This is a genomic window from Kitasatospora purpeofusca (assembly GCF_036010405.1).
In the GTDB taxonomy this organism is placed as follows: Bacteria; Actinomycetota; Actinomycetes; order Streptomycetales; family Streptomycetaceae; genus Kitasatospora; species Kitasatospora purpeofusca.
The window spans coordinates 1,167,981-1,192,472 of the sequence record NZ_CP108561.1 but is presented as its reverse complement, the minus strand read 5'-3'; the positions used below and the strand labels follow the sequence as shown (position 1 = coordinate 1,192,472).

Sequence of the window (24,492 nt, the reverse complement as noted above, 5' to 3'; positions counted from 1 at the left end):
GCCCGACCGGTCCGCCCCGCTGCCGAGGGGTGGTCCTCCGCTGCCGTGCCGCAGAACGCTGTCCGCGCCAGGACAACGTGCCAGTGCCTGCCCGTCCCCACCACCCGAGGGAGCACACATGGCCACGTCCGAGGACGCCGCCCACCCGACCGCGAGCACCGAGGCACCCGCGTCACCCGGCCAGGACAGAGGCCGGGTCCGGCTCAGGCGCACCGCGCTGATGGCCGTCCCCGCCGTCGCCGCCGGCGCGGTGCTGATGGCCCTGACCGCGCAGGGCGTGCTCGCCGCCCAGTTCGCCATATCCGGCATGCCGTTCGTCGTCACCGCCGACAGCCTGGACGGCGTCGGCTTCGAGCAGTTCGGCAGCCTGGACCACATGATCGAGGACAGTCCCAACGCCGGTGACACCGGCGGCCAGGTGCTGGTCGCGGTCTCGGCGATCAAGGAGGCCTCGCTCACCAAGCTGTGCCAGAGCGTCGAGCTCGGCGGTATCAACCTGCTGATCAGGGCCGGTGACGCCGGGACTCCCGTCACCGCCACCGACCTCACCACCGACTCCGACCTGCTCACCGGCGACGCGGAGTTCAAGAACATCGAGATCGGCGGCGACGCCAGCACCTACACCAAGGCCGGCGTCCAGGGCCTGCCCGGGGTCTTCGGCCAGCAGGCCGACACGGTCAAGATCCGCAATCTCCGGCAGCACAACTACGCCACCACCGCGGGCGCCTTCAAGCTGCCCAACCTCCGGCTGAGCTTCAGCTCCGAGGGCTGCTGACGGTGGCGCGACCCGAGCCGGGGACACCGGCGGAGGCACCGGTCGAGGCACAGGTCGAGGCACCGGTCGAGCCGGAGGCGCAGGCGGGAGCCGAGGTGCAGGTCGAGCCGAAGGCCCGGGCGGGTGCGGTCGCCCGGGCCCGGCGGGCCTGGCGCGGCTGGCGGGGACGGCGGCCGTTCTGGGGCGGCGTGCTGGTCCTGTTCGGCGGCGCCGAGATCCTCTTCACGCTGCGCGCCCCGCTGCCCGTCGTCCTGCACATCGGGATCCAGGGGCTGGCCGGCTACCTCGTCCCGGCGGTGATGGTGCTCTGCGGCCTGCTGATCCTCTTCAACCCGGCCCAGCGGCTGTTCTACTCGATCCTCGCCGTGCTGGCCTCGCTGGGCAGTTGGCTCACCTCCAACCTCGGCGGCTTCCTGCTCGGGATGCTGTTCGGCGTGATCGGCAGCTGCCTCGCCTTCGGGTGGCTGCCCGACCAGCCCCCGCGCCGCCGCTGGCTGCGCCGGGACCGGACCGGACGCAAGGCCGCCGACCCGGCCGGCGTCTGAGGGAGCCGTGGCGGGCGCCGGTCGCGGCCGGTGACCGGCGCCCGCCACGGCCGACAGGGCCGGCGCCCCGCCCCCGGCGAAGGGAGAGCGCCGGGGACGGGGCGTCGTTCGTTCCGTCCGGGAAACGAGGCAACCGGGGCGACCCGGCAACCGGGGCAACCGGACGGCGGGCGTCAGATCGTCGCCGTGTCGATGACGAAGCGGTAGTGCACGTCGCTCGCCAGGACCCGCCGGTACGCCTCGTTGATCCGCTCGGCCGGGATCAGCTCGATCTCCGCGCCGATCCCGTGCTCGGCGCAGAAGTCCAGCATCTCCTGGGTCTCCGCCAGGCTGCCGATCATCGAGCCCGAGAGCGACCGCCGCCCTATGAGCAGCGAGTGCGCGCCCAGGCTGACCGGCTTGGCCGGCGCTCCCAGCTGGACCAGCGTGCCGTCGGTGCGCAGCAGTCCGAGGTAGGCGCTCAGGTCCAGGTCGGCCGAGACGGTGTTGAGGACGAGGTCGAACCGTCCGGCCAGCTCGGTGAACGTCGCCGGGTCGGAGGTGGCGCGGTAGTCGTGGGCGCCGAGCCGGAGCCCGTCCTCCCGCTTGCGCAGCGACTGGCTGAGCACGGTGACCTCCGCGCCCTTGGCCCGGGCGAGCCGCACTCCCAGGTGGCCGAGCCCGCCGAGCCCGACCACGGCGACCTTCCGTCCCGGCCCGGCGCCCCAGTGGCTGAGCGGCGAGTAGACCGTGATGCCCGCGCAGAGCAGCGGCGCGGCCACGTCCAGCGGCAGCTCGTCGGGGATGCGCAGGGCGTACCGCTCGTCCACCACCAGCTGTTTCGCGTACCCGCCGTAGGTCGGCGAGCCGTCCCGGCCGCGGCCGTTGTAGGTGAGGACGATGCCGCCCCCGCCCGTGCAGTACTGCTGGACCCCGGCAAGGCAGTTGTCGCACTCCCGGCAGGAGTCGACGAAGCAGCCGACACCGACCCGGTCGCCGACCGACCGGAGGGAGACGGCGGAGCCGACCGCCGCGACCACCCCGGCGATCTCGTGGCCCGGGACCATCGGGAAGATGCCGGGCCCCCAGTCCTCGTCGACCTGGTGGATGTCCGAGTGGCAGATCCCGGCGTAGCGGACGTCGATCAGGATGTCGTGCGGGCCGAGCGCCCGGCGCGGCACGGTGGTGCGCTCCAGCGGGGCCTTCGGGGCCGGGGCGGCGTAGACCTCGATCCGGCCGGGCCGGTCGGGGGCCCCGGGGGTCTCCGCCGGGGCGGTGCGAGCGGTGTCTGCGGTGATCGTCGTGTTCGTCATGCCCCAAGACTCGGCGCGCCGTTCGGGGCGGGCCAGATCAGTGGTCGTCGTACGACCACCGGTCCTACCACTGGCAGTATCACCCACGGCGCCCGTCCGCCGGGGCGGGCGGGCCCATACTTCTGACATGGACCAGCGCACCGAGCTCAGCGAATTCCTGCGGTCCCGGCGGGCCCGACTGCGGCCGGCCGACGTCGGCCTGCCCGACTACGGCGGCCGCCGCCGCGTCCCGGGGCTGCGCCGCGAGGAGCTGGCCCAGCTCGCCGGGGTGAGCACGGCCTACTACGTCCGGCTGGAGCAGGGGAACGGCGAGAACGTCTCCACGGCGGTCCTGGAGGCGATCGCCCGCGCGCTGCGGCTCGAACCGGCCGAGCGCGAGCACCTGCTGCGGATCACCCGGCCGGTGCGCCGCCGCCCCGGCCGGGGCCGCCCGATGCGCACGCGGGAGGTCCGGCCCGAGCTGACGCAGCTGCTGGACGCGATGGACGGCGTCCCGGCCTACATCCTGGGGCGGCGGCTCGACGTGCTCGCCTGGAACCGCCTCGGCAACTCCGTGATCGGCGACGTCGCCGCGCTGCCGCCGGAGCGGCGCAACCTCGCCTGGCAGGTCTTCTTCGAGCCCGGAGCCCGGGAGCTCTACCTGGACTGGGAGGGCAAGGCGGCCGACCTGGTGGGGATGCTCCGGCTCGACGCGGGCCGCGACCCGGACGACCCCCGGCTGACCTCGCTGATCGGCGAACTCTCGGTCAAGAGCGAGGACTTCCGGCGGCTGTGGGCGGCGCACAACGTCCTGGACAAGGGGCACGGGGTCAAGGAGCTGCGCCATCCGGTGGTCGGCCGGCTGACACTGCGCTACGAGACCTTCCGCCCGGCGGGCGACCCGGACCAGGTGCTGGTCGCGTACCACGCGGAGCCGGACTCGCCCTCGGCCGAGTCGCTGCGGCTGCTGGCGAGCTGGATCGCCACCGGGCCGTCCGGGGGTGCCGCGCTCCCGCGCCGTCCGGAGCAGGAAGCCGGGCCCGGGGCCGAGCCCGAATCCGGGGCGCGGTCCGGAACCGGTTCGGGTCCGGGCCCGGCTCCGGGAGCCGGAGCTCCGTCGACGGGCCGGTAGTCCTCTTCCGGGAGCCCGCGAGGGGCCGGTGGTCCCGTCCGAACAGGGACCACCGGCCCTGTCCCGACCCCCGGACGGGGCCGTTTACTGGATCCGCGCCGGGCCCGGGACACCCCCTGCCCGGAACCGGCCGACGGCCCGCCGGAACGGTGAACAGCACTGGTCCAGCAGGTGTCTGACGGATCGTCGGTCCTGGTTAGGCTGCCCGGCATGGACACCACCAGCACCACTGCCGAGTACGACCGGCTGATCGCGCGACACCACGCCATGCGGCTGCGCCGACAGATCCTCGCACCGGCGCCGTCCTTCTCCGCCGATCCGTCCGCACCTCCCGGCCCGTCCGCGCACCCCGGCGGCGCCGACGGCCGCGACCGCTACGACGGGGCGGCCGACCAGCGGCTGATCCTCCAGGACCTGGCCCTGGTCACCCCGTTCGACCGGCTCATCGACCACCTCTACGCCTGCATGTTCCGCCGCCGCCCGTACCTGCGCGCGCTGTTCCCGGAGTCCATGGAGTTCCAGCAGGCCCACCTGGAGCGGATGTTCGACTACCTGGTCGAGCGGCTGGACCGGCCGGACGAGCTGGCCGACACCCTCACCCGGCTCGGCCGCGACCATCGGAAGCTCGGTGTCCGGCCGGTCCACTACGAGGCGTTCGAGGAGGCGCTCCGCGAGGCGATCCGCTACCGGGCGGGCTCCCGGTGGCACGCCGGGCTGGAAGCGGCCTGGGTGCGGATGCTGCGCTTCACCGTCCGCTCGATGGTGGCGGGCGCCGAGGCGGCGCTCACCGAACCCCCGTACTGGCACGCCACGGTGGTCGGCCACGAACGCCGCCGCCACGACCTCGCCGTGCTCCGGGTGCGCACCGGCGAGCCCTACCCGTACCGGGCCGGACAGTACGGGACGGTCGAGCACCCGGCCCTGCCGCACACCTGGCGGCAGTACTCGATGGGCTGCGCGCCGCGCGCCGACAACGAGTTGGAGTTCCACGTCCGCCGCACCGGGCCGGGTGGGGTGAGCGCGGCCCTGGTCGGCAGCACCGCCGTCGGCGACCGCCTGCGGCTGGGGCCGCCGCGCGGCACGCTGATGCCGGAGGACGACACCAGGGACCTCCTGCTGGTGGCGGGCGGCACCGGACTCGCCCCGATGAAGGCGATCGTGGAGCGGCTGGTGGAGCGCCGCCCGCGCGGCCAGCGGGTCCACCTCTTCGTGGGTGCGCGGAACCGGGGCGAGCTCTACGACTGGCCGGCGCTGGCCGAACTCGGCCTCCGCAAACCGTGGTTGGAACTCGTCCCGGTCACCGAGGACGGTGGGGCCCCGATCGCCCCCGGCGGGCGGCTGGCCGAGGCGGTCGGCCGGGCCGCCGACTGGTCCGAGCACCGGGCCTGCGTCAGCGGACCGGCGGGCCTGGTCGACGAGGTGCGCACCCGCCTGGCCGCCGCCGGGCTGCCCGCCGCCCGGATCCACCACGACCCGGTGCTCGGCCGGTTCTGAGCGCCCGGCGACGGGCGGCCCGGCCCGCGTCGGCCGCCGCTGCCCGACCGCTACTGACGGGCTGCCGCTACCGGGTCGTCGCCGCTACCGGTAGCAGTACGAGTCCGAGGAGGCGTCCCCGCCCGCCAGGTGCGTCTGGTGCACCCGCAGCCCCCGGAACTCCGCGCCGTGCGGGAAGAACCGGTGGTCCACCGTCATCCCGCCCGTCTCCGGGTCGGCGTCCAGCTTGACGATCCACGGCTCGATGCCGTCGGGGTAGAACTGGTCGTCCCACGCGCCGTAGAGCGAGTTGGTGAGGTAGACCCGCCGCCCGTCCCGGCTGAGCTCGACCATCTGCGGCGCGCCGCTCAGCGGGCGGCCCGGCTCGGCCGGGTGCGGGGTCCTGGCCGTCACCCCGCCGAGCCGCACCGAGGCGGTGAGCACCGGGTGGAACGGGTCCGACACGTCGTACTGGAGCAACTCCCCGGTGCCCCAGGCCGATACGTACAGCCAGCGGTCGTCCACCGACAGGTTGATGTCGGTCACCAGCGGCGGCACGGCGCCGAAGGGCTGGAGCACCGGCGGCAGGTCCTCGGCCTTCGCCGGCTCGGCGGGTATCTCGATCACCTTGCGCGCGGTGAACGCCTCGCCCTGCCGGTACCAGAGCCAGACCGAGGCCGAGAGGTCCTCCACATTGGTGACCACCCCGGCGAAGCCCCACTCGGCCTCCGGATCGTGGGCCGGGCGCAGCTCCAGCACCATCTGGTACTGGTCGCCGAGGTCGATCCGCTGCAGGTGCCGCCCGGTGTCCAGCTCCCAGAAGTGCAGCGCGTGCCCGTACTTGCGGCCGAGCAGCAGCTCCGGCACCACACCGTCCTCGACCATCCACGGGGTGCCCCACTCGCTGGTGACGCCCACATTGCTGCCCAGGTGCCACCACACGTCGTAGGAGAAGTTCTGCGAGCCGCGCTCCGTCTCCCAGGGCCGCAGCACGTCGAAGGTGGTGTGGTCGAGCAGGGCGACCCCGCCGGGGCCGTCGCCGCCCGAGGCCGCGCCGAGGCAGGACAGGAAGACGCCGTCCGGCCCGCAGTGCAGGGTGTGGGGCCGCGAGTACCCGGCTCTGGCGGCCAGTTCCTCCGCCGCCACCGTCTTCACCAGTCTCGGCCGGACCGGGTCCGGCCGGGTGTCCAGCACGTGCAGCCGGGACGACCGCAGCCCCGGCAGCAGCAGGTAGCGCCGTTCCGGGTTGTCGTGGCAGGCGTGGGCGAGGGCGCTGGAGCAGGCGTTCCAGCCGAAGTGGTGCAGTTCGTCGCCCGCGTCGGGCATGTCGGTGAAGTTGAGCACGCGCCCGTAGCTCGGCGACGCCGGGTCGGTGTCGACGGTGATCAGCGCGTCCGGCCGCTGCGCCGACCGGTCGAACCCGGCGACGTAGGCGAGCTTCTCGGGGGGAGCGGCGATCGCCTCGGTGGGCGTGCGGTACAGGGAGGGATCGCTGTGTCCGGACGGGCGGTCTTCCTGCGGGCCGTGTTCATGCGGCATGCTGGCTCCTCAACTCGCCTGTTAGGCAAGGTAAGTGACAATAACCCGGGTAGCCTCGCACGGACTCGCGGGCGCACAGCAGGCGCACGGGGAGCGAGCGGGGGGCCGGAGGCGGCGCGCCCCCGACCCCCCGAACGGACCTTCGATCCGGTCCGAACGAATCTTCGACCCGGTGCACCGTGCCGGTGCGCCGCGTCACTGCACCTTCAGTCCACCGCGTCACTGCACCGTCAGTGCACCGCGAGCGGGAAGTACGCGCCCAGCCAGCGGTCGAGCTCGCCGAACACCTGGGCGCGGGCGGTCTCGCCGGACAGCACCAGGTCGTGCATCCCGCCCTTGATCCGGACGATCGTCACATGGCGGCCCAGGTGCGGCCCGGCGGCCGAGATGTCGTCGGCGCGCAGGACGGCGTCCGCGTGGTGCAGCGCGGCGTGCCAGCGGGTGGTGGCGATCGAGGCGGTGGAGGCCATCAGCAGCACCGGCACGTCGATGCCGAGCCCGCGCCGCACCTCGCGGTGGCCGCGCTGGATCGCGGCCAGCCAGCCGGCGAACAGCGGCACGCCCTCGGCCGGCTTGAGCTTCAGGTCGAAGTCCCACTCGCCGCGGAAGTCCCGGTGCAGGCTGTGCACGTAGTGCGGGTTGAGCGCGGACGGCAGGACCCGGGTCGGCGAGACGCGGGCGATCGCCTCCAGGGCCGGGGCGCCGAGGGCGCGCACGGCGGGGGAGGCCGGCATGGTCAGGAACGGGCTGTTGAGGAACAGTCCGTCGACCAGGCCGCGCCCGGCCCGGCGGCCCGCCCACAGCGCGGCGATCAGCCCGCCGGTGGAGTGCCCGTTGACCAGCAGGCGGCGGTGGCCGTCCTGCTCGCGGATGATCCGTACCGCCTCGTCCAGCTCCTCGTCGTAGGCGACGAGGTCGCGGACGAAGTTCGGCGAGTGGTGCTCGCGCAGCGAGCGGCCGTACTTGCGCAGGTCGATCGCGTAGAAGGAGAAGCCGGCGGCCACGTAGTGGTCGGCGAGGTGCGTCTGGAACCAGTAGTCGTTGTAACCGTGGATGTAGAGGACGGCCTGGTCCGAACCGGGGACCAGCCGACGGACCAGCGTCGCCGTGACCTCGCCCTCCTCGTCCGGACGCAGCGGCAGCTCGGCCGCCTCGTAGGGGGCACCCAGGATGTCTTCGCGGAACTCCATGGCCACTCGCACCCAATCTCTGGTCGGACTCCGGTCGGAATCACGGGACACCGGGACCTCGGCGCCCGGACCCTCTGACGATACCGGCCGGTAGCCTCGGGCGTGACGGCGACTCGGGCCCGGCGCCTATGCTGCGGACATGCCCGAGATGCCCGATCCGATTGCCGCACCGCAGGACCTCCCGGTGCAGGACTCCCCGGCCGACGAACGACTGCCCGTGCTGCGCGCGACCGACCTCGGGCGGGCGAAGCTGCTCCCCGACGTCGACCACGACGGCGGCTGGCTGCTGACCCTGGACGACACCCCGCAGTCCTACGTCGACCTCGGCGACCCGACCCACCTGGAGTTCGAGTACACCCGGCGCCTCGGCCACCTCGTCGACGCCCTCGACCGGCAGGACGGGCCGGACCGGCAGGACGGGCCGGACGGGCCCGAGGGCGGAGCGGTGGACGGAGCGGTGGACGCCCTCCACCTCGGCGGCGGCGCCCTGACCCTGCCCCGCTACCTCGCCGCCACCCGGCCCGGCTCCCGCCAGCGCGTGGTCGAGGTGGACGGCCCGCTGCTCGACCTCGTCGAACAGCACCTCCCCTGGCAGGGGCCCGGCGTCGACATCACCGCCGAGGTCGGCGACGCCCGCGAGGCCCTCGCCGCCCTGGCCCGGACCGCGCCCGGCAGCCTGGACCTCGTCGTCGCGGACGTCTTCCACGGCTCGCGCACCCCCCGCCACCTCACCTCGGTGGAGTTCCTGCGCCTGGCCGCCGCCGTGCTGCGCCCCGGTGGCGTCTACGCGGCCAACCTCGCCGACGGTGCCCCGCTCGCCTTCGCCCGCGCCCAGACGGCGACACTGCGCGCCGTCTTCCCGCAGACCTGCCTGATCGCCGAACCGCCCGTGCTGCGCGGGCGCCGGTACGGCAACATCCTGCTGGTCGGCTCCGCCGGACCGCTGCCGGTCGCGGACCTCGTCCGACGGCTGGCCGGGGACATCTTCCCGGCCCGGCTGACCGACGGCGCGGACCTCGCGGCGTTCGCCGGCCGTACGGCCCCGGTCACCGACGCCACCGCCACCGACTCCCCGCCCCCGCCGGACGGCGCGTTCAGCGTCGGCTGACCGGCGCGCGGGAGCGGGGCCCGGCGCGCCGGGCCGCCGCACCCCGGGTTCACGCCCCCGGCGGTGTCAGAATCGGCGGGTCGTGGCGGACCCGGTCGTCCGTGGCCAGGTCATAGGCACACCCACCACCCGAGGGAGCGAGCGAGAGATGAGCGGCGCGGAGCGTCCGGACCTGGCGGCGGTGCCCGAGACGGCACTGTGGACCCTCTGGCAGCGGGCCGTCGAGGCCCGCCGGCCGGACGCGCTGCTGCACGACCCCAAGGCCGTCGAACTCGTCGACCGGATCGACTTCCCGTTCGCGGAGCGCTTCGGCACCAGCGCGCTGCAGTCCCGCCTCCAGGCCCTGCGGGTGGGCTGCTTCGACCGCGAGGTGGCCGACTTCCTGGCCCGCGAGCCGCGCGGCACGGTCGTCTGCCTGGGCGAGGGCCTGGAGACCCAGTACTGGCGGGTCGACAACGGCCGGGCGCAGTGGCTCTCCGTCGACCTCCCGGAGGCGGTTGAACTGCGCGAACGCCTCCTGCCGCCCGGCCCGCGCCAGCGCTACCTCGCCGCCGACGCCACCGACCTCACCTGGGCCGAGGCGGTGGACCGCGACCGCGCCGTCCTGATCACCGCCCAGGGCCTGCTGATGTACCTCCCCCCGCCCTGCGTCCGCGACCTCGTCGCCGCCTGCGCGGAGCGATTCCCCGGCGGCTCCTTGGTGCTGGACGCCGTCCCGCGCTGGTTCGCCCGCCTCACCCGCTCGGGGAAGATGCGCACCCCCGGCTACCAGGCACCCCCGATGCCCTGGGCGATGGACGCCCGCGAACGCGACAAGCTCCGCACCGCCAGCCCGGCCATCACCGCCGTCCGCGACGTCCGCCCGACGGGCGGCCGAGGCCCCCTGGCCGCCCTGCTGCCCCTGACCCTCACCGCCCCGCTCCTCTCCGGCCACCGCCCCACGGTCACCGTCCTGGACTTCGCCGCCCGGGCCTGACCGGCCCGGTCCGTCGGGAACTGCCGCGATCAGCGAGCACGTCGAGCGTGGTCGGAGCGTCGCCCGTCCTCGTGGCTGCCGGCCGCTCCGGCGCACGCCCCCGCGCGCCCCGACGGAGACCGGGTCCCGCGGACGGTCCGGGGTGCGGAACCGCCGGGCCGTCCCACACGTCGTACGCAGGGGTGATCGGCCGAGGGGACGGGCCGCCCGGCACGTTAGGCTGCCCTCTCGGGGAGCGGCCTGGTGCCGCCATTCGGACGACTGTCGAGACCGGTGCGCGAGCCGCGGGGCCTGAACGGGGCCCGGGCGGGCCTGCCGCGGGTCTCGTCCTGCCACGGAGGTACTGGCCTTGCTGCACATCGACGCCTGGATCGAAGGCGTACCACCGGGCGCGGTGTACGCCCTCGTTGCGCTGATCATCGGACTGGAGTCGCTGGGCATCCCGCTCCCCGGGGAGATCGCCCTGGTCTCCTCCGCCCTGCTGGCCTCGCGCGGCGTGGTCAGCCCGGTCTGGGTGGCGGTCTGCGCGATCGCCGGCGCGATCATCGGTGACTCGATCGGCTACTCGATCGGCCGCAAGGGCGGCAAGCCGCTGTTCGAGAAGCTCGGCCGCAAGTTCCCCAAGCACTTCGGCCCCGGCCACCTGGCCAGCGCCGAGCGCTCCTTCCAGAAGTGGGGCATGTGGGCGGTCTTCTTCGGCCGCTTCATCGCCCTGCTGCGCATCTTCGCCGGCCCGCTGGCGGGCGCGCTGAAGATGCCGTACTGGAAGTTCCTGATCGCCAATGTCCTCGGCGGCGTGGTCTGGGCCGGCGGCACGACGTGGCTGGTCTACCAGGTCGGCAAGGTCGCCGAGCAGTGGCTCTCGAAGTTCTCCTGGATCGGTCTGCTCCTCGCCGTCGCCGTCGGCGCGTTCTCGGCCTGGTTCATGAAGCGCCGCGCCGCGAAGGCCGCGCACGCCCTGGAGGCCGAGGACGCGGCGAAGGCCGTGGACACGGCCCCGACGGTCACCGCGCCCGCCGCCGACTGACGGCCCCCGGGTCCGCCCGGAACCGACCCGCGCGAGCCGCTGCCCGGAGCAACCCGCTCCGGGCAGCGGCGTCCGCGGCGGCGGCACAGGACCCCAGTACCTCAGGGCTGCACGACCGCAGTACCGCAGTACCGCAGTACCGCACGACCGCAGTTCCGACACCCCGACAGCAGGCGAAGAGAGAAGTAGGAGCACCATGCGGATCGGACTCCTGGGCACCGGCACCTGGGCGGAGCGGGTGCACGCCCCCGTCCTCGCGGAGCACCCCGGCGTCGAGTTCGCGGGCGTCTGGGGCCGTCGCCCCGAGGCGGCCGCCGCGCTCGGCGAGAAGTACGGCGTCCCCGGCCGCACCGACCTCGACCGGCTGCTCGCCGAGGTCGACGCCGTCTCGATCGCCCTGCCGCCGACGGTGCAGGCGGACCTCGCGGTGCGCGCCGCCGAGGCCGGCTGCCACCTGCTGCTGGACAAGCCCGTCGCGCTCACCGTCCCCGACGCCCGCCGGGTGGCCGAGGCGGCGGAGGCGCACCGGGTGGCCTCCGTGGTGTTCTTCACCGTCCGCTTCGGCGGCGAGCAGCTGCCGTGGATCGAGGAGCAGGCCGCCGTCGGCGGCTGGTTCACCGGCCGCTCGGACTGGCTCGGCTCGGTCTTCGCCCCCGACTCCACCAGCCCGTACGCGGACTCGCAGTGGCGCAAGGACAAGGGCGCGCTGTGGGACGTCGGCCCGCACGCGCTCTCCGTGCTGCTGCCCGTGCTCGGCGACGCGACCGCCGTCACCGCGGTGCCCGGCCCGCTGGACACCGTGCACCTGGTGCTGCGCCACGTCGGTGGCGCCTCCAGCACCCTCGCGCTGAGCCTGACCGCGCCGGTCGCCGGCGGCGGCACCGAGATGGAGCTGCGCGGCGAGTCCGGCACCGTCCGGCTCCCGGAGCGCGGGGAGGGCCCGCACGCGGCGTTCCACCGCGCCCTGGACGCCCTGGCGACCGCCGCCCGCACCGGCGAGGCCCACCCCTGTTCGGCCGCGTTCGGCCTGCGCACGGTGGAGATCCTCGCCGCCGCGGAGCGTTCGCTCGCGGCGGGCAGCACGGTCGAGGTCTGATCCGCCGGCCGAGGCACCGAGGGCGCCTCGGCCGCTCAGCCGCCCAGCAGCTGGTCCGCGAACGCGCGCACCCGCTCCACCGTGATGCCCTCGCGCTGCTCCACCGCCAGCGAGTGGCCCGTCGGCTCCAGCTCGATCAGCGGACGCACGCCGACGGCCCGGGTGCGCACACGCGTCTTGAGCAGCAGCGTGGACTCCCGGCAGACCGGCAGCCCGGTGGCCGGCCGGCCGAAGTACGGGGGCTCCTGCTCCCGGGCCGGGTCCTCCCAGCAGCAGGCGCAGGTGTGACCCTCGCTGGCGGGGCCGTGGCGGGCGGGGGTGTGCGCGGGGGACATGGCGCAGAGCATGAACGACCTGGTCGGGGCGGTTGTCGCCGCCCTGTGCGAGGGTGGAGGGGTGATCCTGGAGGACCTCGTCCGGCTGCGCCGGGCCCGTGACGCGATGGACCGCGACTACGCGCTGCCGTTGGACGTGCCGGCGCTGGCGCGGGTGGCACTGATGTCGCCGGGCCACTTCTCGCGCAGCTTCCGGGCCGCCTTCGGGGAGACCCCGTACAGCTACCTCATGACCCGGCGGATCGAGCGCGCCAAGGCGCTGCTGCGGCGGGGGGACCTCTCGGTGACGGAGGTGTGTTTCGCGGTGGGCTGCACCTCGCTGGGGTCGTTCAGTTCGCGTTTCACCGAGCTGGTGGGGGAGAGCCCCAGCGTCTACCGGGCCCGGGGCCACGAGGACGGTGCCGCGATCCCGGCCTGCTACGCGAAGCTCTACACCAGACCGGTCAGGAACGGAGAAGCGCGTCGTCCGCCCCACCCGTAGCGTGAGGCGCATGGACATCAAGCTCTCACAGTGCTTCATCGCCGTCGACGACCACGACAAGGCGCTCGCCTTCTACCGCGACGTCCTCGGCCTGGAGGTGCGCAACGACGTCGGGTTCGAGAACATGCGCTGGGTGACGGTCGGCGCGCCCTCGCAGCCCGACGTGGACATCGTGCTCGAACCGCCGCTGGCGGACCCGAACGCCTCGGCCGCCGACCGGCAGGCCATGGCGGAGCTGCTGGCCAAGGGGCTGCTGCGCGCGGTCATCTTCGCCACCGAGGACTGCGACGCGGTCTTCGAGCGGATCCGCGCGGCGGGCGGCGAGGTGCTCCAGGAACCGATCGACCAGCCGTACGGGGTGCGTGACTGCGCCTTCCGCGACCCGGCCGGCAACATGCTGCGGTTCACCCAGCGGAAGCCGAAGTAGGGCGCGCGCCTCCGCGCCTCCGGGCCTTCGGGCCTCCGGGCCTCCGGGCCTCCGCGCCCCCTTTCGGCCGTCGGGCGGTGGTCCGCGCGTGCGTCAGCCCGCGTGGCCGCCCGGCGGTCGGCGGTCGGCCGGTCGGGCCGGCGGGACGACCGGGGCCCGGAAGTCGCGCGGGCCGCTCCACAGCGCCGGGACGGCGTCGCTGCGGCGGGCCAGCTCGTAGGCCAGCGGCTCGTAGTTCACCCGCCACCCCTGGAAGTGCGGCCAGGCCTCGTGGGCGGGCCGTTCGTGCGGGAACCCGGCGGCGGCGATCAGGGCGACGGCCGCGTCGAACTCGGTGTAGCTGAGGCGGATCGCGGTGTCCGGGGCCGGGTCGGGGTCGAAGTCGACCCGCATCGAGCGCCCGATGTCGCGCAGCGCGGTGAACCCGGCCCGGAGCACCAGCCGGGCCTCCGGCGGGGCGGTGCGCGGGCAGATCGCCAGGTGGACGGCGGCGGCGTCCATCACGGCGATCAGTCCGACCACCCAGCTGCGGTTGGGCTGCGGGGAGCGGAAGGAGATCAGCACCGGGTAGTTGGAGTGGCTCTCGCCGAGGTCGGCGGCGAGGCGTTCCCAGTCCCGGTAGAGCTGGGGGAGGGCGGTCTCGGTGTCGACCAGGGACTGCCGGGCGAGCAGTTCCGGGCCCCAGGCGGGCTCGCCGGCCCGGGACTGGAGCAGGGTCACCTCCAGCTCGCGCCGGCCGTAGGCGGAGTAGAGGGTGGGCAGGTAGGCGATCTGCAGGGCGATCACCAGGGGGCCGCTGGCGGCGGCGACGAAGTCGATCACGGAGAGGTGGAGCCGGTCGCCGCTGGCGAAGCCGAGGGTGAAGAGGCTGGAGCCGGCCTCGCGGAAGGAGATCGACCAGTCGAGTCCCGAGGTGCCGTGCAGTATCAGCGTGTAGGAGATCAGCATTCCGCCGAGCCAGACGGCGAGCATGCCGGTCAGCATCAGCGGCGCCAGCCAGGTCTGGGCCCGGTCCTGCGCGCGGTAGGTGCCGAACGGTGCGGCGGCGAGCCGCAGCACGGTGCGCAGGGCCCGCCAGAGCCCGTGCACCAGGGCGCTGTACAGGCCGCGCGGGACGACGAGCGTGCGCAGGATGCTGCCGATGGTGAGCAGCAGGAGCAGCGCGCCGGCGACGGTGTGGATCAACCTCATGGCGCTCATTGTGACGTCCCGTCGGGATTGACACGGCACCGCCGTCGGCTGAATGCTGAGCAAGCGCTTAGTCAGGGCTTGGCCGACGCTTGGCGGGTGCTTGGTCAGTGAGCGCTTGGTCAGTGCCTGGGTCGTCGACGACGCGGTCGGCGGACGGAGGGAGAGTGCCCGTGCCGGAGAGCCCGTTGGCGAAAGCGTCGGGGAGCGCGTCGGGGAGCCCGTCGGACAGCGCGCCCGAGCCCCCGCAGGGGCTGGACCTGGAGCGATTGCGCGCCCACCTGGAGCGCGCCCTGCCCGGCACGGTGGCCGGACCGCTGCGGGCGCGGCTGATCGAGGGCGGCCGCTCCAACCTCAGCTACCGGCTCACCGACGGCGTCCACGACTGGGTGCTGCGGCGGCCGCCGCTCGGGCACGTGCTCGCCACCGCGCACGACATGGGCCGCGAGTACCGGGTGATGACGGCGCTGCGCGGCACCGGGGTGCCGGTACCGGAGACGGTCCACCTGGATCCGGGCGCGGAGGTGCTCGGCGCGCCCTGGTACCTGATGGCCTTTGTACCCGGGGTCGTGCACCGGGACGCCGAGATCTTCGGCGCGCTCGGCGAGGGCCGGGTGCGGGCGGTCGGCGAGGCCCTGGTGGACACCCTCGCGACCCTGCACCGGATCGACCCGGCGGCGGTCGGGCTCGCCGAATTCGGCCGCCCCGAAGGCTACCTGGAGCGTCAACTACGACGCTGGTCGACCCAGTTGGAGGCATCCCGGAGCCGTGACCTGCCCGGCGTCGACCGGCTGCACGAGCTGCTCACCGCCCGGCGGCCGGCCTCCCCGGCCCCGGCGCTGGTGCACGGGGACTACCGGCTCGACAACGTCCTGCTCCAGGAGCGCGACGGGCGGGACGTCATCGGCGCCGTCCTGGACTGGGAGATGTCCACCCTCGGCGACCCGCTCACCGACGTCGGCCTGCTGGTGATGTACACCGAACTGGCCGGTGTCGGCGGCGGGCTCGTCCCGGCCGCCGCCACCGCGCCCGGCTTCCCTCGCAGCGCCGAACTGGTCGACCGCTACGCCCGGTCCACCGGACGGGACGCCGCCGAGCTGGACTGGTACGTGGCGTTCGCCGCCTACAAGCTCGCCGTCGTCGCCGAGGGCATCCACTACCGGTTCCGCCAGGGCCGCACCCTCGGCGCCGGTTTCGAACGGGCGGGCACGGCGGCGCCCGTCCTGATCGAACACGGCCTCACCACGCTGAAGGGACACTGACCGATGGACTTCTCCTACGACCGCCGCACCCTCGAACTCCGCGAACGGCTGGAGGAGTTCATGGACCGGCACGTGTACCCGGCCGAACCGGTGCTGGCCGCCCAGCTCGCCGACCCGGCCCGGCCGCGCTGGGAGATCCCGCCGGTGGTCGCCGACCTGCGGGTGGAGGCGCGCAAACAGGGCCTGTGGAACCTCTTCCTGCCCGGCGAGCACGGCGCCGGGCTCACCAACCTCCAGTACGCGCCGCTCGCCGAGATCACCGGCCGCAGCCCGCACCTTGCCCCGCCCGCCCTCAACTGCGCCGCCCCCGACACCGGGAACATGGAGCTGCTGGCCGGGTTCGGCACCGCCGAGCAGCGCGAACGCTGGCTGGAACCGCTGCTGGAGGCCCGGATCCGCTCCGCCTTCGCGATGACCGAACCCGAGGTCGCCTCCTCCGACGCCGCCAACATCGCCACCCGGATCGTGCGCGACGGCGACGAGTACGTGGTCGACGGCCGCAAGTGGTACATCAGCGGCGCGATGAACCCGGACTGCCGCCTCCTCATCGTGATGGGCAAGACCGACCCCGCCGCCGAGCCGCACCGGCAGCAGAGCATGGTCCTGGTGCCGCGCGACGCCCCCGGCGTCACCGTGCGGCGCGGCATGACGGTCTTCGGCTACGACGACGCCGACCACGGCGGCCACGCCGAGATCGCCTTCGAGGGCGTCCGGGTCCCGGTCGGGAACCTGATCGGCGAGGAGGGTGCCGGCTTCGCCATCGCCCAGGCCAGGCTCGGCCCCGGCCGGATCCACCACTGCATGCGCGCCATCGGGATCGCGGAGCGGGCGCTCGAACTGACCTGCCGGCGCGTCCTGGACCGCACCGCCTTCGGCGGACCGCTCGCCGACCAGGGCGTCGTCCAGGACTGGATCGCCGAATCCCGCGTCCGGATCGAGCAGTTGAGGCTGCTGGTGCTGAAGACCGCCTGGCTGATGGACACCGTCGGCAACCGCGGCGCGCACACCGAGATCCAGGCCATCAAGATCGCCACGCCGCGCACCGTCGAATGGATCCTGGACAAGGCCGTCCAGGCCCACGGCGCGGCCGGCGTCAGCCAGGACACCCCGCTCGCCGCGCTGTGGGCCTTCAACCGCACGATCCGGATCGCCGACGGGCCGGACGAGGTGCACAAGCGCTCGCTCGCCCGGCGCGAGCTGCGCCGCTACCGCTGACGGTCGGTCACCGCTCCTCCGGCGCGTCCGTCCGGCGCGTCCACTCGGCGCGTCCGTCCGGTGCGTCCACCCGGGTCGTGCCCGAGTAGTACCCGGGTATGACCCGGTGGGTTGGCTCCGCGGTATGACGTCCACGCACCGTACCGGCCCGTACTGTCGCCGTACGGGCCGGCCGACGGACGGCGGGCCGCACGTCACGGGGAGTTGGGGAGCATGCGCGAGCGGGTGCAGGGGCGGGCCGGTACGGTGCGTGGACGGGGTCTGCGGACGGGTGTCGCCGTCGCTCTGGCGGCCACCGCCGTCCTGGGCGGCGTCGGTGCGGCGGCCGTCCCCGCCGGGGCCGCCCCGGTGGTCGCCGAACGCCAGGCCAGGGCCGGACTGCCGCAGCCCACCGGCCCGTACGCGATCGGCACCACCGCGCTGCGCCTGGTCGACCGCGGCCGCGAGGACCCCTGGCAGCCGGGGCGCGACCGCGAGCTGATGATCAGCATCTGGTACCCGGCCACCCGACCCGTCCAGGCCGACGGGCGGGCCCGCTACATGGAGCCGCGCGCCGCCGGGCACTTCGGCGGCCCGGACGGCGCCGGCGTCTTCAACTACCGGACGGATCCCGGCCGCACCGACTGGTCCGGGGTCCGCACCCATGCCGGACAGGACGCCCCGGCGCTGCCCGCTGCCCGGCCGCGCCCGGTGGTGCTCTACTCGGCCGGGCTCGGCGACCCCCGCACCTGGGGCACCGCCCTGGTCGAGGACCTCGTCTCGCGCGGGTACGTCGTGGTCACCGTCGACCACCCCTCCGACGCCTCCGAGGTGGCCTTCCCGGACGGCCGGCTGACCACCTCCGTCCTGCCCGCGCTGGCCGGCCAACCCGGCCTGGACGTCGGCGCGCTGCTCCGCAAGGTGATGGCGACCAGGGTCGCCGACACCCGCTTCGTGCTGGACGAGCTGACCGCGCTGCGCACCGACCGCCGACTGCCGCCCGCCCTGGCGGGATCGCTGGACCTCGACCGGATCGGCATGGTCGGCCACTCCGCCGGCGGCTTCACGGCCGCCCAGAGCATGCACGACGATCCCCGCATCAAGGCGGGCGTCAACCTGGACGGCCAACTGCACTTCCCCGGTCCGGACGGCACCGGGGTGCACCTGAGCAGCGTCGCCGAGGACGGCCTGGACCGCCCGTTCCTGCTGATGGGCACCGAGAGCGAGGACTCCGGCGGCTACCCGGGTCAGCCCGGCTGGGCCGCGTTCTGGCAGCACACCCGGGGCTGGAAGGCCGACGTCACCCTGCTCGGCTCCCGGCACGGCTCCTACACCGACGCGCAGTCGCTGCTGCCGCAACTCGCCCGCCAGGGGGCCGTACCGGCGGACGTCGTCCGCGCGGACATCGGCGACGTCCGGCCGGAGCGGGCGGTGCTCGCCACCCGGGCCTACGTCGGCTCGTTCCTCGACCGCTGGCTGCGCGGCCACGACGACCGCCTGCTGGACGGGCCCTCGGTGCTCTTCCCGGAGATGCGGTTCGAACACTGACGCGGCGTCAGGTCGCCGTCGCGGTGCGGCCGCGGGGTCAGCGGATCTCCGACCCCGGATTGGCGTCGTCCCAGCTCTGCCGCGAGTCGACGATCGCGTCGTGGTGGTCGTAGGACCAGTCCGCCATCGCGCGCACCAGATGGGTCAGGCTGTGTCCGAGCGGCGTCAGCTCGTAGTCCACCTGGGGCGGGATCGTCGGGTGGACGGTGCGCGAGACCAGGCCGTCGCGCTCCAGCCGTCGGACCGTCAGGGTCAGCATGCGCTGCGAGATCCCCGGCACCGCGCGCTGGAGCTCACGGAACCGCCGTACCCCCTTGGCGAGTTCCACCACCACCAGGACGGTCCAGCGGTCGCCGAGGCGGTTCAGCAGATCACGGATGCCGCAGTCCTCCCCGTCCTCGCACCAGAGCACCGGACGCGCTCCGGCGGCCGGGGTGGTTACCTCGGTGTGCCCCACTGACATCGAAGTGCCTCCTTACGTCGAACGCCCAGGTTATCGAGGATGGAGACCGGGCCGCCGACCAGGGCGGACGGAATCCAGGAGGAACAATGCTTCTCGTCACGGGTGTCAACGGCGGACTCGGCTCGCTGGTGCTGGAGCGCCTCGCCGGACGGCCCGGCGGGCCGGAGGGCGTGATCGCCGGCAGCCGGACTCCCGAGCGCGCGTCGACGGCCGGTGTGCCGGTGCGGAAGGTGGACTTCGACCGGCCGGAGACGCTGGCCGAGGCCTTCACCGGAGTGCGGACCCTGCTGCTCGTCTCGGCCGGCTACGGCGAGGACGATGTGGTGATCGCCCGCCACCGGGCGGCGATCGAGGCGGCGGAGCGCGCCGGGGTGGAGCACGTCGTCTACACCAGCCTCTCCGGCGACGGCGACCACCTCGCCTACGCGCTCGCCCACCGCTGGACCGAACGGCGGTTGCGCGAGTCCGCCACCCTGCGCTGGACGATCCTGCGCAACGGCCTCTACGCGGAACTGCTGGCCTTCCTGGCCCGGCCCGACGCGGACGGCGTGATCACCGCCCCGCTCGCCGACGGACGGCTGGCGGCGGTCGCCCGGGAGGACCTCGCCGAGGTCGCGGCGAAGGTCGCGTCGGCCCCGGCCGAGCACGCGGGCCGGGTCTACGAGCTGGTCGGCGAGGAGGCGGTGGGCGCCGCCGACGTCGCCGCGGCGCTCACCCGGGCCACCGGCAGGCCGGTCGAGTACCGCCCCGGCACCCTCGCCCAGGCGCGGGCGGCGATCGCCGCCTCGGGCGCGGAGTCCTTCCAGGTGCCGATGGTGGCGGGCACCCTCTCGTCGATCGCCCACGGCTTCCTCGCCGGCCCGGGCAAGCCCGGCGACCTCGCCGCCCTCCTCGGCCGCTCCCCGCGCCCGGCCCTGGAGGTGATCGCCGCCGGCACCGACGCGGCGTGGTGACGGCCCGGCCGCCCGGGCGGTCAGCCTCGGTCCCGCCCGTTCACGGCAGTACCACCAGCCGCCCGGTGGTGGTCCCGTCGGCGACGCGCTGGACGGCGTCGGGCACTGCCTCGAACGGGAGGCGTCCGGTCACCAGTGGCCGGACCGTACCCTTGGCGGCGAGTGCGGACAGCTCCCGGTGCACGGCGCGGACGGCCTCCGGGTCGCGGGTCTGGTAGAGGCCCCAGTGCAGGCCGAGGATCGCGTAGTTCTTCACCAGGGTGTGGTTGAGCGCGGGCGCCGGGATCTCGCCGCCGGCGAAGCCGACCACCACGATCCGGCCCTCGAAGGCTACGCAGCGGGTGGAGCCGGTGAAGGCCGCGCCGCCGACCGGGTCGAAGACCACGTCGGCGCCCCGGCCGGCGGTGGCGGTGCGGACGGCGGCGACGAAGTCCTCGGCGGTGCGGTCGACCACCAGGTCGGCGCCCAGCGCGCGGGCGGTGGCCGCCTTGGCGGCGCCGCCGACCACGGCGATCACCCGGGCGCCGGCCGCCAGGCCGAGCTGGACGGCGGCGCTGCCGACCCCGCCGGCCGCCGCGTGCACCAGCAGCGTCTCCCCGGGGCGCAGTGCGGCGCGCCGGTGCAGGGCGAACCAGGCGGTCTGGTGGCCGATGTGCAGGGCCGCCGCCTCGGCGTCGTCCAGGCAGTCGGGGGCGCGGAAGGCAGCGGCCGTGTTGAGCAGCGCGTACTCGGCGAACGCGCCGTGGGGGAGGACGGGGGTGCCGATCACCCGGTTACCCGGCCGCCACTCCCCGTCCGGGAGGTGCTGCGGCTCCACCGGGGCGGGCCCCTGGTCGACCACCTCGCCGCACAGTTCCACCCCGGGGGTGAACGGCAGCGGCGGGCGCACCTGGTACTGGCCGCGGACCAGCAGCGCGTCCGGGAAGTTGACGGCCGCCGCCCGGACCCGGACCAGCAGCTGTCCCGGGCCCGGCACCGGCCGCGGCGCGTCGCCGACCAGCCGCAGCACCTCGCGCGGCTCGCCCGGCTCCGGCACCTGCCAGGCCCTCACAGCGCCCCCTCCTGCTCCAACTGCCGCTGGAGGCGGTTCATCCCGGCCAGCCAGCGGTCCGGTTCCCCGGCACGCGCCGTGTAGTGGTCGGCGACCTCGGCGTGCGGCAGGACCAGGAAGCGGTCCGCCGCCAGGGCGTCCAGCAGGGCCGCCGCGACCTCGGCCGGCTCCAGCGCGGTGGGGGCGAGCAGCGCCTCGCCGACGGCGCCGGTGCTCGCCAGCATCGCGGTGCGCACGCCCTGCGGGCAGAGCGCGTGCACCCGCAGCCCGCGGTGCCGGTAGGTGGCGGCGAGCCACTCGGCGAAGGCGAGCGCGCCGTGCTTGGTGACCGCGTAGGGGGCCGAGCCGAGCATGGTGAGCAGTCCGGCCGCCGAGACGGTGGCGACGAACCGGCCGCTGCCGCGCTCCAGCCAGTGGGGGAGGAGCAGTTCGGCGGCCCGGACGTGGGCGAGGACGTTGACCTCCCAGGCGGCGGTCCAGGCCTCGGGGGCGGCGTCCGCGCCGCCGACCGGTGCGACGCCCGCGTTGGCGCACCAGATGTCGAGTTCGGCGCCGTGCCGGGCGAGCGCTCCCCGGGCGGAGTGGACCAGGGCGGAGAGTCCCTCGGCGGAGGCGGCGTCGCCGGGGACGGCGGAGCCGCCGCAGTCGGCGGCGACCGCGCGGGCCGCGGCGCCGTCCAGGTCGTTCACCACCACCTGGGCGCCCGCGGCGGCGAAGGCGCGGGCCACGGCGGCGCCGATGCCCCGGCCGGCGCCGGTGACGACGACGCCCTGGCCGGCGAACGGCGGGGCGGTCGGGGGGTCGGTGGGGGTCTCGGCGCCGGTGTTGGTCGGACTCCCGGCCGGGGTGCTCACAGCCCGCCGCCGAGGGTGATGCCGCCGTCCACCACCACGGTCTGGCCGGTGATCCAGGCCGCGTCGGGGGAGAGCAGGAAGGCGACCGCGCCTGCGACGTCCTCGGGCATCCCGAGCCGGCCGAGCGGGTAGGCGGCGGCGACCTGCTCCTCGCGGCCCTCGTACAGGGGCTCGGCGAACCTGGTCTTGACGACGGCGGGGGCGACCGCGTTGACCCGGATGCCCTCGGGGCCCAGCTCGGCGGCGAGTTCGGCGGTGAGCCGGATCAGCGCGGCCTTGGAGACCCCGTACATGCCGATCCCGAGCGAGGAGCGGAGGCCGGCCACCGAGGCGACGTTGACCACCGAGCCGCCGTGCTCGCCCATCCAGGCGGCGTGCGCCCGCCGCGTCCAGGCGAGCGGGGCGAGCACGTTGACGGCGAGGATCTTGGCGGCGGCGACCTCGTCGACGGTCAGTACCGGGCCGTACACCGGGTTGATGCCGGTGTTGTTGACCAGGTGGTCGAGCCGCCCGAACGCCTCCAGGGTGCGGGCGACGGCCTCCTCCTGGTGGGCCGGGTCGTCGGCGCGGCCGGCGACGCCGATGGCGACCTCGGGTCCGCCGAGGTCCTGGACGGCCTCGGCGAGCGGCTCCGGGGTGCGCGCGGTCAGGCACACCCTGGCCCCCCGGGCGACCAGCTCGCGTGCGATGCCGAGGCCGATGCCCCGGCTCGATCCGGTGACGACGGCCACCCGGCCCTTGAAGGAGTGCACCACGGGGATCCTTTCGGCGTGGACGGCGGCCGTGTGACCGGCTCGGCGGCCCGGCTGCCGGTGGAGCGGCTGCTGACTAAGCGCTTGCTCAGCATGCTGTCGGTGCGACACCCTGTCAACAGCCCCCGGGGTCGCGTCCGGGCGGGTGTCCGGGTGCCTCTCCCGCCCTCCGCCGGCCCGGCCCCGGGCGAATGCCCGTACGACCGCCCGGACGACCGATCTGCGAGGATGGCGCCATGACCAGCACGCCCATCGCCGAGCTGTGGCCCACCCTGCCCGGCGGCGCCGACGCCCGCCCGGAGGCGGTGTACCGGCTGCTGCGGGCCGCCGTCGAGTCCTTCGCCGAGCGCGGCTTCCACGCCACCACCACCCGGGACATCGCCACCGGCGCCGGGATGAGCCCGGCCGCGCTCTACATCCACTACCCCTCCAAGGCGGCCCTGCTGGCCGAGATCAGCCGGGCCGGTCACGCCGCGGCGCTCGCCCTGGTCCGGGCGGCGGCGGCCGGCGAGGGCGACCCGGTGGCCCGGATGCGGCGCCTGGTCGAGGACTTCACCACCTGGCACGCCCGGGCGCGGACGGTCGGCCGGGTGGTCAACTACGAGCTGCACGCACTCCCGGAGGACGACTACGCGGCGGTCGCGGCGTTGCGGCTGGACATCGAGCGCGAGGTCACCGCGCTGATCGAAGCGGGGCGCGCGGACGGGCTGTTCGAGGTCGCCGAGGTGCGCACCGCCGCGCGTGCGGTCACCTCGCTCGGGATCGACGTGTCCCGCTGGTACACCGACCGCAGCAGTGAGACCCCGGAGGAACTCGGCCGCCGCTACGGCGAGTTGGTGCTCCGGATGCTGGGTGCCGGGCGCTGACGGCCCGGTGGGCGTCCAACTCGGCGCGGTTCAGCCGTCCTTGACGGCGGTGTGCACCATCCACGCGACGTGGTGGCGCAGTTCGTACATCTCCACCGTGGAGCGCAGTCCCAGCCAGTGCTCGGTCGCGCCGAGGCGCCGCAGTACGGCGTAGGGCAGCCGGAAGTACCCGTACAGCGCCTCGGTGGTCGGCAGGTAGTAGGGCGTCGCGTCGAGCTCCTCCTCCAGCCGGAACCCCGCCCCCGTGATCAGCCCGCCGAGGGTGCGGGTGGTGTAGCGGCGGGCGCCGGGCAGCACCATCGCGTCCAAGTACGGGTCGAGAAGCGCCTGTTGGGTGTCGGGCATCTCCGTGCGCGGGACGGCGGCCGGCCCGAGCAGGACCAGTCGTCCGCCCGGCCGCAGCAGCCGGTGGAACTCCGCGAGGGCGCGCGCCGGGTCGTGGGCGTGGCAGAGGGTCTCCATCGAGTAGACGCCGTCGAAGGAGCGGGCGGGCAGGTCCAGTTCGTGGAAGTCGCCCCAGGCGAAGGAGGTGCGGTCCTCCAGCGCGGCCCGGGCGCTCAGCCGGCGGGCCTCGCGGACGTGGAAGTCCATCAGGTCGACGCCGGTGACCCGCAGGCCGAAGCGGGCGGCCAGCTGGCGGGCGACGACACCCGAACCGGAGCCGGCGTCCAGCACCCGGGAGCCGGGCGGCAGGGCGAGCTTGCGCCCGAGCACCTCCTCCAACTGCCGTTGCGCGCGCCAGCAGCGCCATTTGGACTGGCCGGGCTCGGTCCAGCCCCAGTGCCGGGCCCGTCGGCAGACGAGGGTGTAGAACAGCCGGTGGCCGGGGGTGCCGTAGACCCGGCGCAGGCCGTCCAGGTCGAGCCCGTTGCCGGTCTGCCCGTCGACCTCACCGATCATCGCACCCGGCCCTTCGCTGGTCCGCGCCCTCGCCGTCCCGGCCACGCTACCCAGCGGGTCGCGCGGGCGCCGGTCCGGTGCGGCCG

The 24,492-nt window shown here is 74.7% G+C and carries 25 protein-coding genes; 15 read left to right on the top strand and 10 right to left on the bottom strand.

Going from position 1 to position 24,492, the window contains the following annotated elements:
* Positions 1 to 118: 118 nt before the first annotated feature.
* Both OG715_RS05220 and OG715_RS05215 read left to right on the top strand, forming a co-directional pair.
* Positions 119 to 775, top strand: a complete 657-nt coding sequence (locus tag OG715_RS05220) for a DUF6230 family protein (protein ID WP_266276954.1) — start codon at positions 119 to 121, stop codon at positions 773 to 775.
* Positions 776 to 870: 95 nt separating this feature from the next.
* Positions 871 to 1,320, top strand: coding sequence for a DUF6114 domain-containing protein (locus OG715_RS05215; protein ID WP_266277467.1), 450 nt, complete (start codon positions 871 to 873; stop codon positions 1,318 to 1,320).
* 173 nt (positions 1,321 to 1,493) lie between these two features.
* Here the strand turns inward: OG715_RS05215 and OG715_RS05210 are convergent, their stop codons facing one another.
* Positions 1,494 to 2,612, bottom strand: coding sequence for an NAD(P)-dependent alcohol dehydrogenase (locus OG715_RS05210; protein WP_266276955.1), 1,119 nt, complete (start codon positions 2,610 to 2,612; stop codon positions 1,494 to 1,496).
* Between the two features lie 127 nt (positions 2,613 to 2,739).
* On the opposite strand from OG715_RS05210, the gene OG715_RS05205 reads away from it, so the two are divergent.
* The gene (locus OG715_RS05205) at positions 2,740 to 3,723 is read left to right on the top strand and encodes a helix-turn-helix domain-containing protein (RefSeq protein WP_266276956.1); all 984 of its coding nucleotides are present in this window, start codon (positions 2,740 to 2,742) and stop codon (positions 3,721 to 3,723) included.
* Between the two features lie 210 nt (positions 3,724 to 3,933).
* Complete coding sequence (locus tag OG715_RS05200) at positions 3,934 to 5,217, top strand: globin domain-containing protein (protein WP_266276957.1); 1,284 nt, start codon at positions 3,934 to 3,936, stop codon at positions 5,215 to 5,217.
* An 84-nt stretch (positions 5,218 to 5,301) separates the two neighbouring features.
* On the opposite strand, the gene OG715_RS05195 is transcribed toward OG715_RS05200, so the two are convergent.
* Positions 5,302 to 6,735: a selenium-binding protein SBP56-related protein gene (locus OG715_RS05195; protein ID WP_266276958.1), complete on the bottom strand. Its 1,434-nt coding sequence runs from the start codon at positions 6,733 to 6,735 to the stop codon at positions 5,302 to 5,304.
* A gap of 230 nt (positions 6,736 to 6,965) precedes the next feature.
* Complete coding sequence (locus OG715_RS05190) at positions 6,966 to 7,925, bottom strand: alpha/beta hydrolase (RefSeq protein ID WP_266276959.1); 960 nt, start codon at positions 7,923 to 7,925, stop codon at positions 6,966 to 6,968.
* 148 nt (positions 7,926 to 8,073) lie between these two features.
* Between OG715_RS05190 and OG715_RS05185 the strand changes: the two genes are divergently transcribed.
* The 4 genes from OG715_RS05185 (at position 8,074) to OG715_RS05170 (ending at position 12,132) form a co-directional block, all read left to right on the top strand.
* Positions 8,074 to 9,033 (top strand): spermidine synthase, encoded by a 960-nt coding sequence (locus OG715_RS05185; protein WP_266277469.1) that lies wholly within the window; start codon positions 8,074 to 8,076, stop codon positions 9,031 to 9,033.
* A gap of 148 nt (positions 9,034 to 9,181) precedes the next feature.
* A complete protein-coding gene (locus tag OG715_RS05180) occupies positions 9,182 to 10,009 on the top strand; it encodes a class I SAM-dependent methyltransferase (protein WP_266276960.1) in 828 nt (275 codons plus the stop codon).
* 352 nt (positions 10,010 to 10,361) lie between these two features.
* Positions 10,362 to 11,036, top strand: coding sequence for a DedA family protein (locus tag OG715_RS05175; protein ID WP_266277471.1), 675 nt, complete (start codon positions 10,362 to 10,364; stop codon positions 11,034 to 11,036).
* Between the two features lie 196 nt (positions 11,037 to 11,232).
* A complete protein-coding gene (locus OG715_RS05170) occupies positions 11,233 to 12,132 on the top strand; it encodes a Gfo/Idh/MocA family protein (protein WP_266276961.1) in 900 nt (299 codons plus the stop codon).
* Between the two features lie 35 nt (positions 12,133 to 12,167).
* Here the strand turns inward: OG715_RS05170 and OG715_RS05165 are convergent, their stop codons facing one another.
* Positions 12,168 to 12,467: a DUF2199 domain-containing protein gene (locus OG715_RS05165; RefSeq protein WP_266276962.1), complete on the bottom strand. Its 300-nt coding sequence runs from the start codon at positions 12,465 to 12,467 to the stop codon at positions 12,168 to 12,170.
* Between the two features lie 61 nt (positions 12,468 to 12,528).
* On the opposite strand from OG715_RS05165, the gene OG715_RS05160 reads away from it, so the two are divergent.
* Both OG715_RS05160 and OG715_RS05155 read left to right on the top strand, forming a co-directional pair.
* Positions 12,529 to 12,948, top strand: a complete 420-nt coding sequence (locus tag OG715_RS05160) for a helix-turn-helix transcriptional regulator (RefSeq protein ID WP_266277473.1) — start codon at positions 12,529 to 12,531, stop codon at positions 12,946 to 12,948.
* Between the two features lie 10 nt (positions 12,949 to 12,958).
* Positions 12,959 to 13,375 carry a VOC family protein gene (locus OG715_RS05155; protein ID WP_266276963.1) on the top strand — a complete coding sequence of 139 codons (417 nt, stop codon included), beginning with the start codon at positions 12,959 to 12,961 and terminating at the stop codon, positions 13,373 to 13,375.
* 93 nt (positions 13,376 to 13,468) lie between these two features.
* On the opposite strand, the gene OG715_RS05150 is transcribed toward OG715_RS05155, so the two are convergent.
* Positions 13,469 to 14,566: a hypothetical protein gene (locus OG715_RS05150; protein ID WP_266276964.1), complete on the bottom strand. Its 1,098-nt coding sequence runs from the start codon at positions 14,564 to 14,566 to the stop codon at positions 13,469 to 13,471.
* Between the two features lie 185 nt (positions 14,567 to 14,751).
* Here OG715_RS05150 and OG715_RS05145 point away from each other — a divergent pair, with 185 nt between their 5' ends.
* The 3 genes from OG715_RS05145 (at position 14,752) to OG715_RS05135 (ending at position 18,567) form a co-directional block, all read left to right on the top strand.
* A complete protein-coding gene (locus tag OG715_RS05145) occupies positions 14,752 to 15,825 on the top strand; it encodes a phosphotransferase family protein (protein WP_266276966.1) in 1,074 nt (357 codons plus the stop codon).
* A 3-nt stretch (positions 15,826 to 15,828) separates the two neighbouring features.
* Positions 15,829 to 17,040, top strand: coding sequence for an acyl-CoA dehydrogenase family protein (locus OG715_RS05140; protein WP_266276968.1), 1,212 nt, complete (start codon positions 15,829 to 15,831; stop codon positions 17,038 to 17,040).
* Positions 17,041 to 17,253: 213 nt separating this feature from the next.
* Positions 17,254 to 18,567, top strand: a complete 1,314-nt coding sequence (locus OG715_RS05135) for an alpha/beta hydrolase family protein (protein ID WP_266276970.1) — start codon at positions 17,254 to 17,256, stop codon at positions 18,565 to 18,567.
* A gap of 37 nt (positions 18,568 to 18,604) precedes the next feature.
* Here the strand turns inward: OG715_RS05135 and OG715_RS05130 are convergent, their stop codons facing one another.
* Complete coding sequence (locus OG715_RS05130; protein ID WP_266276972.1) at positions 18,605 to 19,030, bottom strand: winged helix-turn-helix transcriptional regulator; 426 nt, start codon at positions 19,028 to 19,030, stop codon at positions 18,605 to 18,607.
* A gap of 86 nt (positions 19,031 to 19,116) precedes the next feature.
* Between OG715_RS05130 and OG715_RS05125 the strand changes: the two genes are divergently transcribed.
* Positions 19,117 to 19,983 (top strand): NAD(P)H-binding protein, encoded by an 867-nt coding sequence (locus OG715_RS05125; RefSeq protein WP_266276974.1) that lies wholly within the window; start codon positions 19,117 to 19,119, stop codon positions 19,981 to 19,983.
* Between the two features lie 40 nt (positions 19,984 to 20,023).
* On the opposite strand, the gene OG715_RS05120 is transcribed toward OG715_RS05125, so the two are convergent.
* From OG715_RS05120 to OG715_RS05110, 3 genes are read right to left on the bottom strand one after another with little or no spacing between them, the layout of a single operon-like run.
* Positions 20,024 to 21,034, bottom strand: coding sequence for an NADPH:quinone oxidoreductase family protein (locus OG715_RS05120; protein ID WP_266276976.1), 1,011 nt, complete (start codon positions 21,032 to 21,034; stop codon positions 20,024 to 20,026).
* Positions 21,031 to 21,888, bottom strand: coding sequence for an SDR family oxidoreductase (locus OG715_RS05115; RefSeq protein ID WP_266276978.1), 858 nt, complete (start codon positions 21,886 to 21,888; stop codon positions 21,031 to 21,033). Before OG715_RS05115 ends, OG715_RS05120 begins: the two co-directional genes overlap by 4 nt.
* Complete coding sequence (locus OG715_RS05110) at positions 21,885 to 22,643, bottom strand: SDR family oxidoreductase (RefSeq protein ID WP_266276980.1); 759 nt, start codon at positions 22,641 to 22,643, stop codon at positions 21,885 to 21,887. The genes OG715_RS05115 and OG715_RS05110 overlap by 4 nt, the downstream gene beginning before the upstream one ends.
* A 233-nt stretch (positions 22,644 to 22,876) precedes the next feature.
* Here OG715_RS05110 and OG715_RS05105 point away from each other — a divergent pair, with 233 nt between their 5' ends.
* On the top strand, positions 22,877 to 23,506 hold the full coding sequence (locus OG715_RS05105) for a TetR/AcrR family transcriptional regulator (RefSeq protein ID WP_266276982.1): 630 nt from the start codon (positions 22,877 to 22,879) through the stop codon (positions 23,504 to 23,506).
* A gap of 30 nt (positions 23,507 to 23,536) precedes the next feature.
* On the opposite strand, the gene OG715_RS05100 is transcribed toward OG715_RS05105, so the two are convergent.
* On the bottom strand, positions 23,537 to 24,406 hold the full coding sequence (locus OG715_RS05100; protein ID WP_266276984.1) for a class I SAM-dependent methyltransferase: 870 nt from the start codon (positions 24,404 to 24,406) through the stop codon (positions 23,537 to 23,539).
* Between the last annotated feature and the right edge of the window lie 86 nt (positions 24,407 to 24,492).

Bases quoted from the DNA above. Each gene is read 5' to 3' on its own strand.
- OG715_RS05130 (WP_266276972.1), bottom strand. From the start codon at position 19,030: ATGTCAGTGGGGCACACCGAGGTAACCACCCCGGCCGCCGGAGCGCGT.
- OG715_RS05200 (WP_266276957.1), top strand. From the start codon at position 3,934: ATGGACACCACCAGCACCACTGCCGAGTACGACCGGCTGATCGCGCGA.
- OG715_RS05105 (WP_266276982.1), top strand. From the start codon at position 22,877: ATGACCAGCACGCCCATCGCCGAGCTGTGGCCCACCCTGCCCGGCGGC.
- OG715_RS05185 (WP_266277469.1), top strand. From the start codon at position 8,074: ATGCCCGATCCGATTGCCGCACCGCAGGACCTCCCGGTGCAGGACTCC.
- OG715_RS05190 (WP_266276959.1), bottom strand. From the start codon at position 7,925: ATGGAGTTCCGCGAAGACATCCTGGGTGCCCCCTACGAGGCGGCCGAG.
- OG715_RS05170 (WP_266276961.1), top strand. From the start codon at position 11,233: ATGCGGATCGGACTCCTGGGCACCGGCACCTGGGCGGAGCGGGTGCAC.
- OG715_RS05195 (WP_266276958.1), bottom strand. From the start codon at position 6,735: ATGCCGCATGAACACGGCCCGCAGGAAGACCGCCCGTCCGGACACAGC.
- OG715_RS05210 (WP_266276955.1), bottom strand. From the start codon at position 2,612: ATGACGAACACGACGATCACCGCAGACACCGCTCGCACCGCCCCGGCG.
- OG715_RS05180 (WP_266276960.1), top strand. From the start codon at position 9,182: ATGAGCGGCGCGGAGCGTCCGGACCTGGCGGCGGTGCCCGAGACGGCA.
- OG715_RS05100 (WP_266276984.1), bottom strand. From the start codon at position 24,406: ATGATCGGTGAGGTCGACGGGCAGACCGGCAACGGGCTCGACCTGGAC.
- OG715_RS05205 (WP_266276956.1), top strand. From the start codon at position 2,740: ATGGACCAGCGCACCGAGCTCAGCGAATTCCTGCGGTCCCGGCGGGCC.
- OG715_RS05140 (WP_266276968.1), top strand. From the start codon at position 15,829: ATGGACTTCTCCTACGACCGCCGCACCCTCGAACTCCGCGAACGGCTG.
- OG715_RS05165 (WP_266276962.1), bottom strand. From the start codon at position 12,467: ATGTCCCCCGCGCACACCCCCGCCCGCCACGGCCCCGCCAGCGAGGGT.
- OG715_RS05220 (WP_266276954.1), top strand. From the start codon at position 119: ATGGCCACGTCCGAGGACGCCGCCCACCCGACCGCGAGCACCGAGGCA.
- OG715_RS05155 (WP_266276963.1), top strand. From the start codon at position 12,959: ATGGACATCAAGCTCTCACAGTGCTTCATCGCCGTCGACGACCACGAC.
- OG715_RS05125 (WP_266276974.1), top strand. From the start codon at position 19,117: ATGCTTCTCGTCACGGGTGTCAACGGCGGACTCGGCTCGCTGGTGCTG.
- OG715_RS05135 (WP_266276970.1), top strand. From the start codon at position 17,254: ATGCGCGAGCGGGTGCAGGGGCGGGCCGGTACGGTGCGTGGACGGGGT.
- OG715_RS05150 (WP_266276964.1), bottom strand. From the start codon at position 14,566: ATGAGGTTGATCCACACCGTCGCCGGCGCGCTGCTCCTGCTGCTCACC.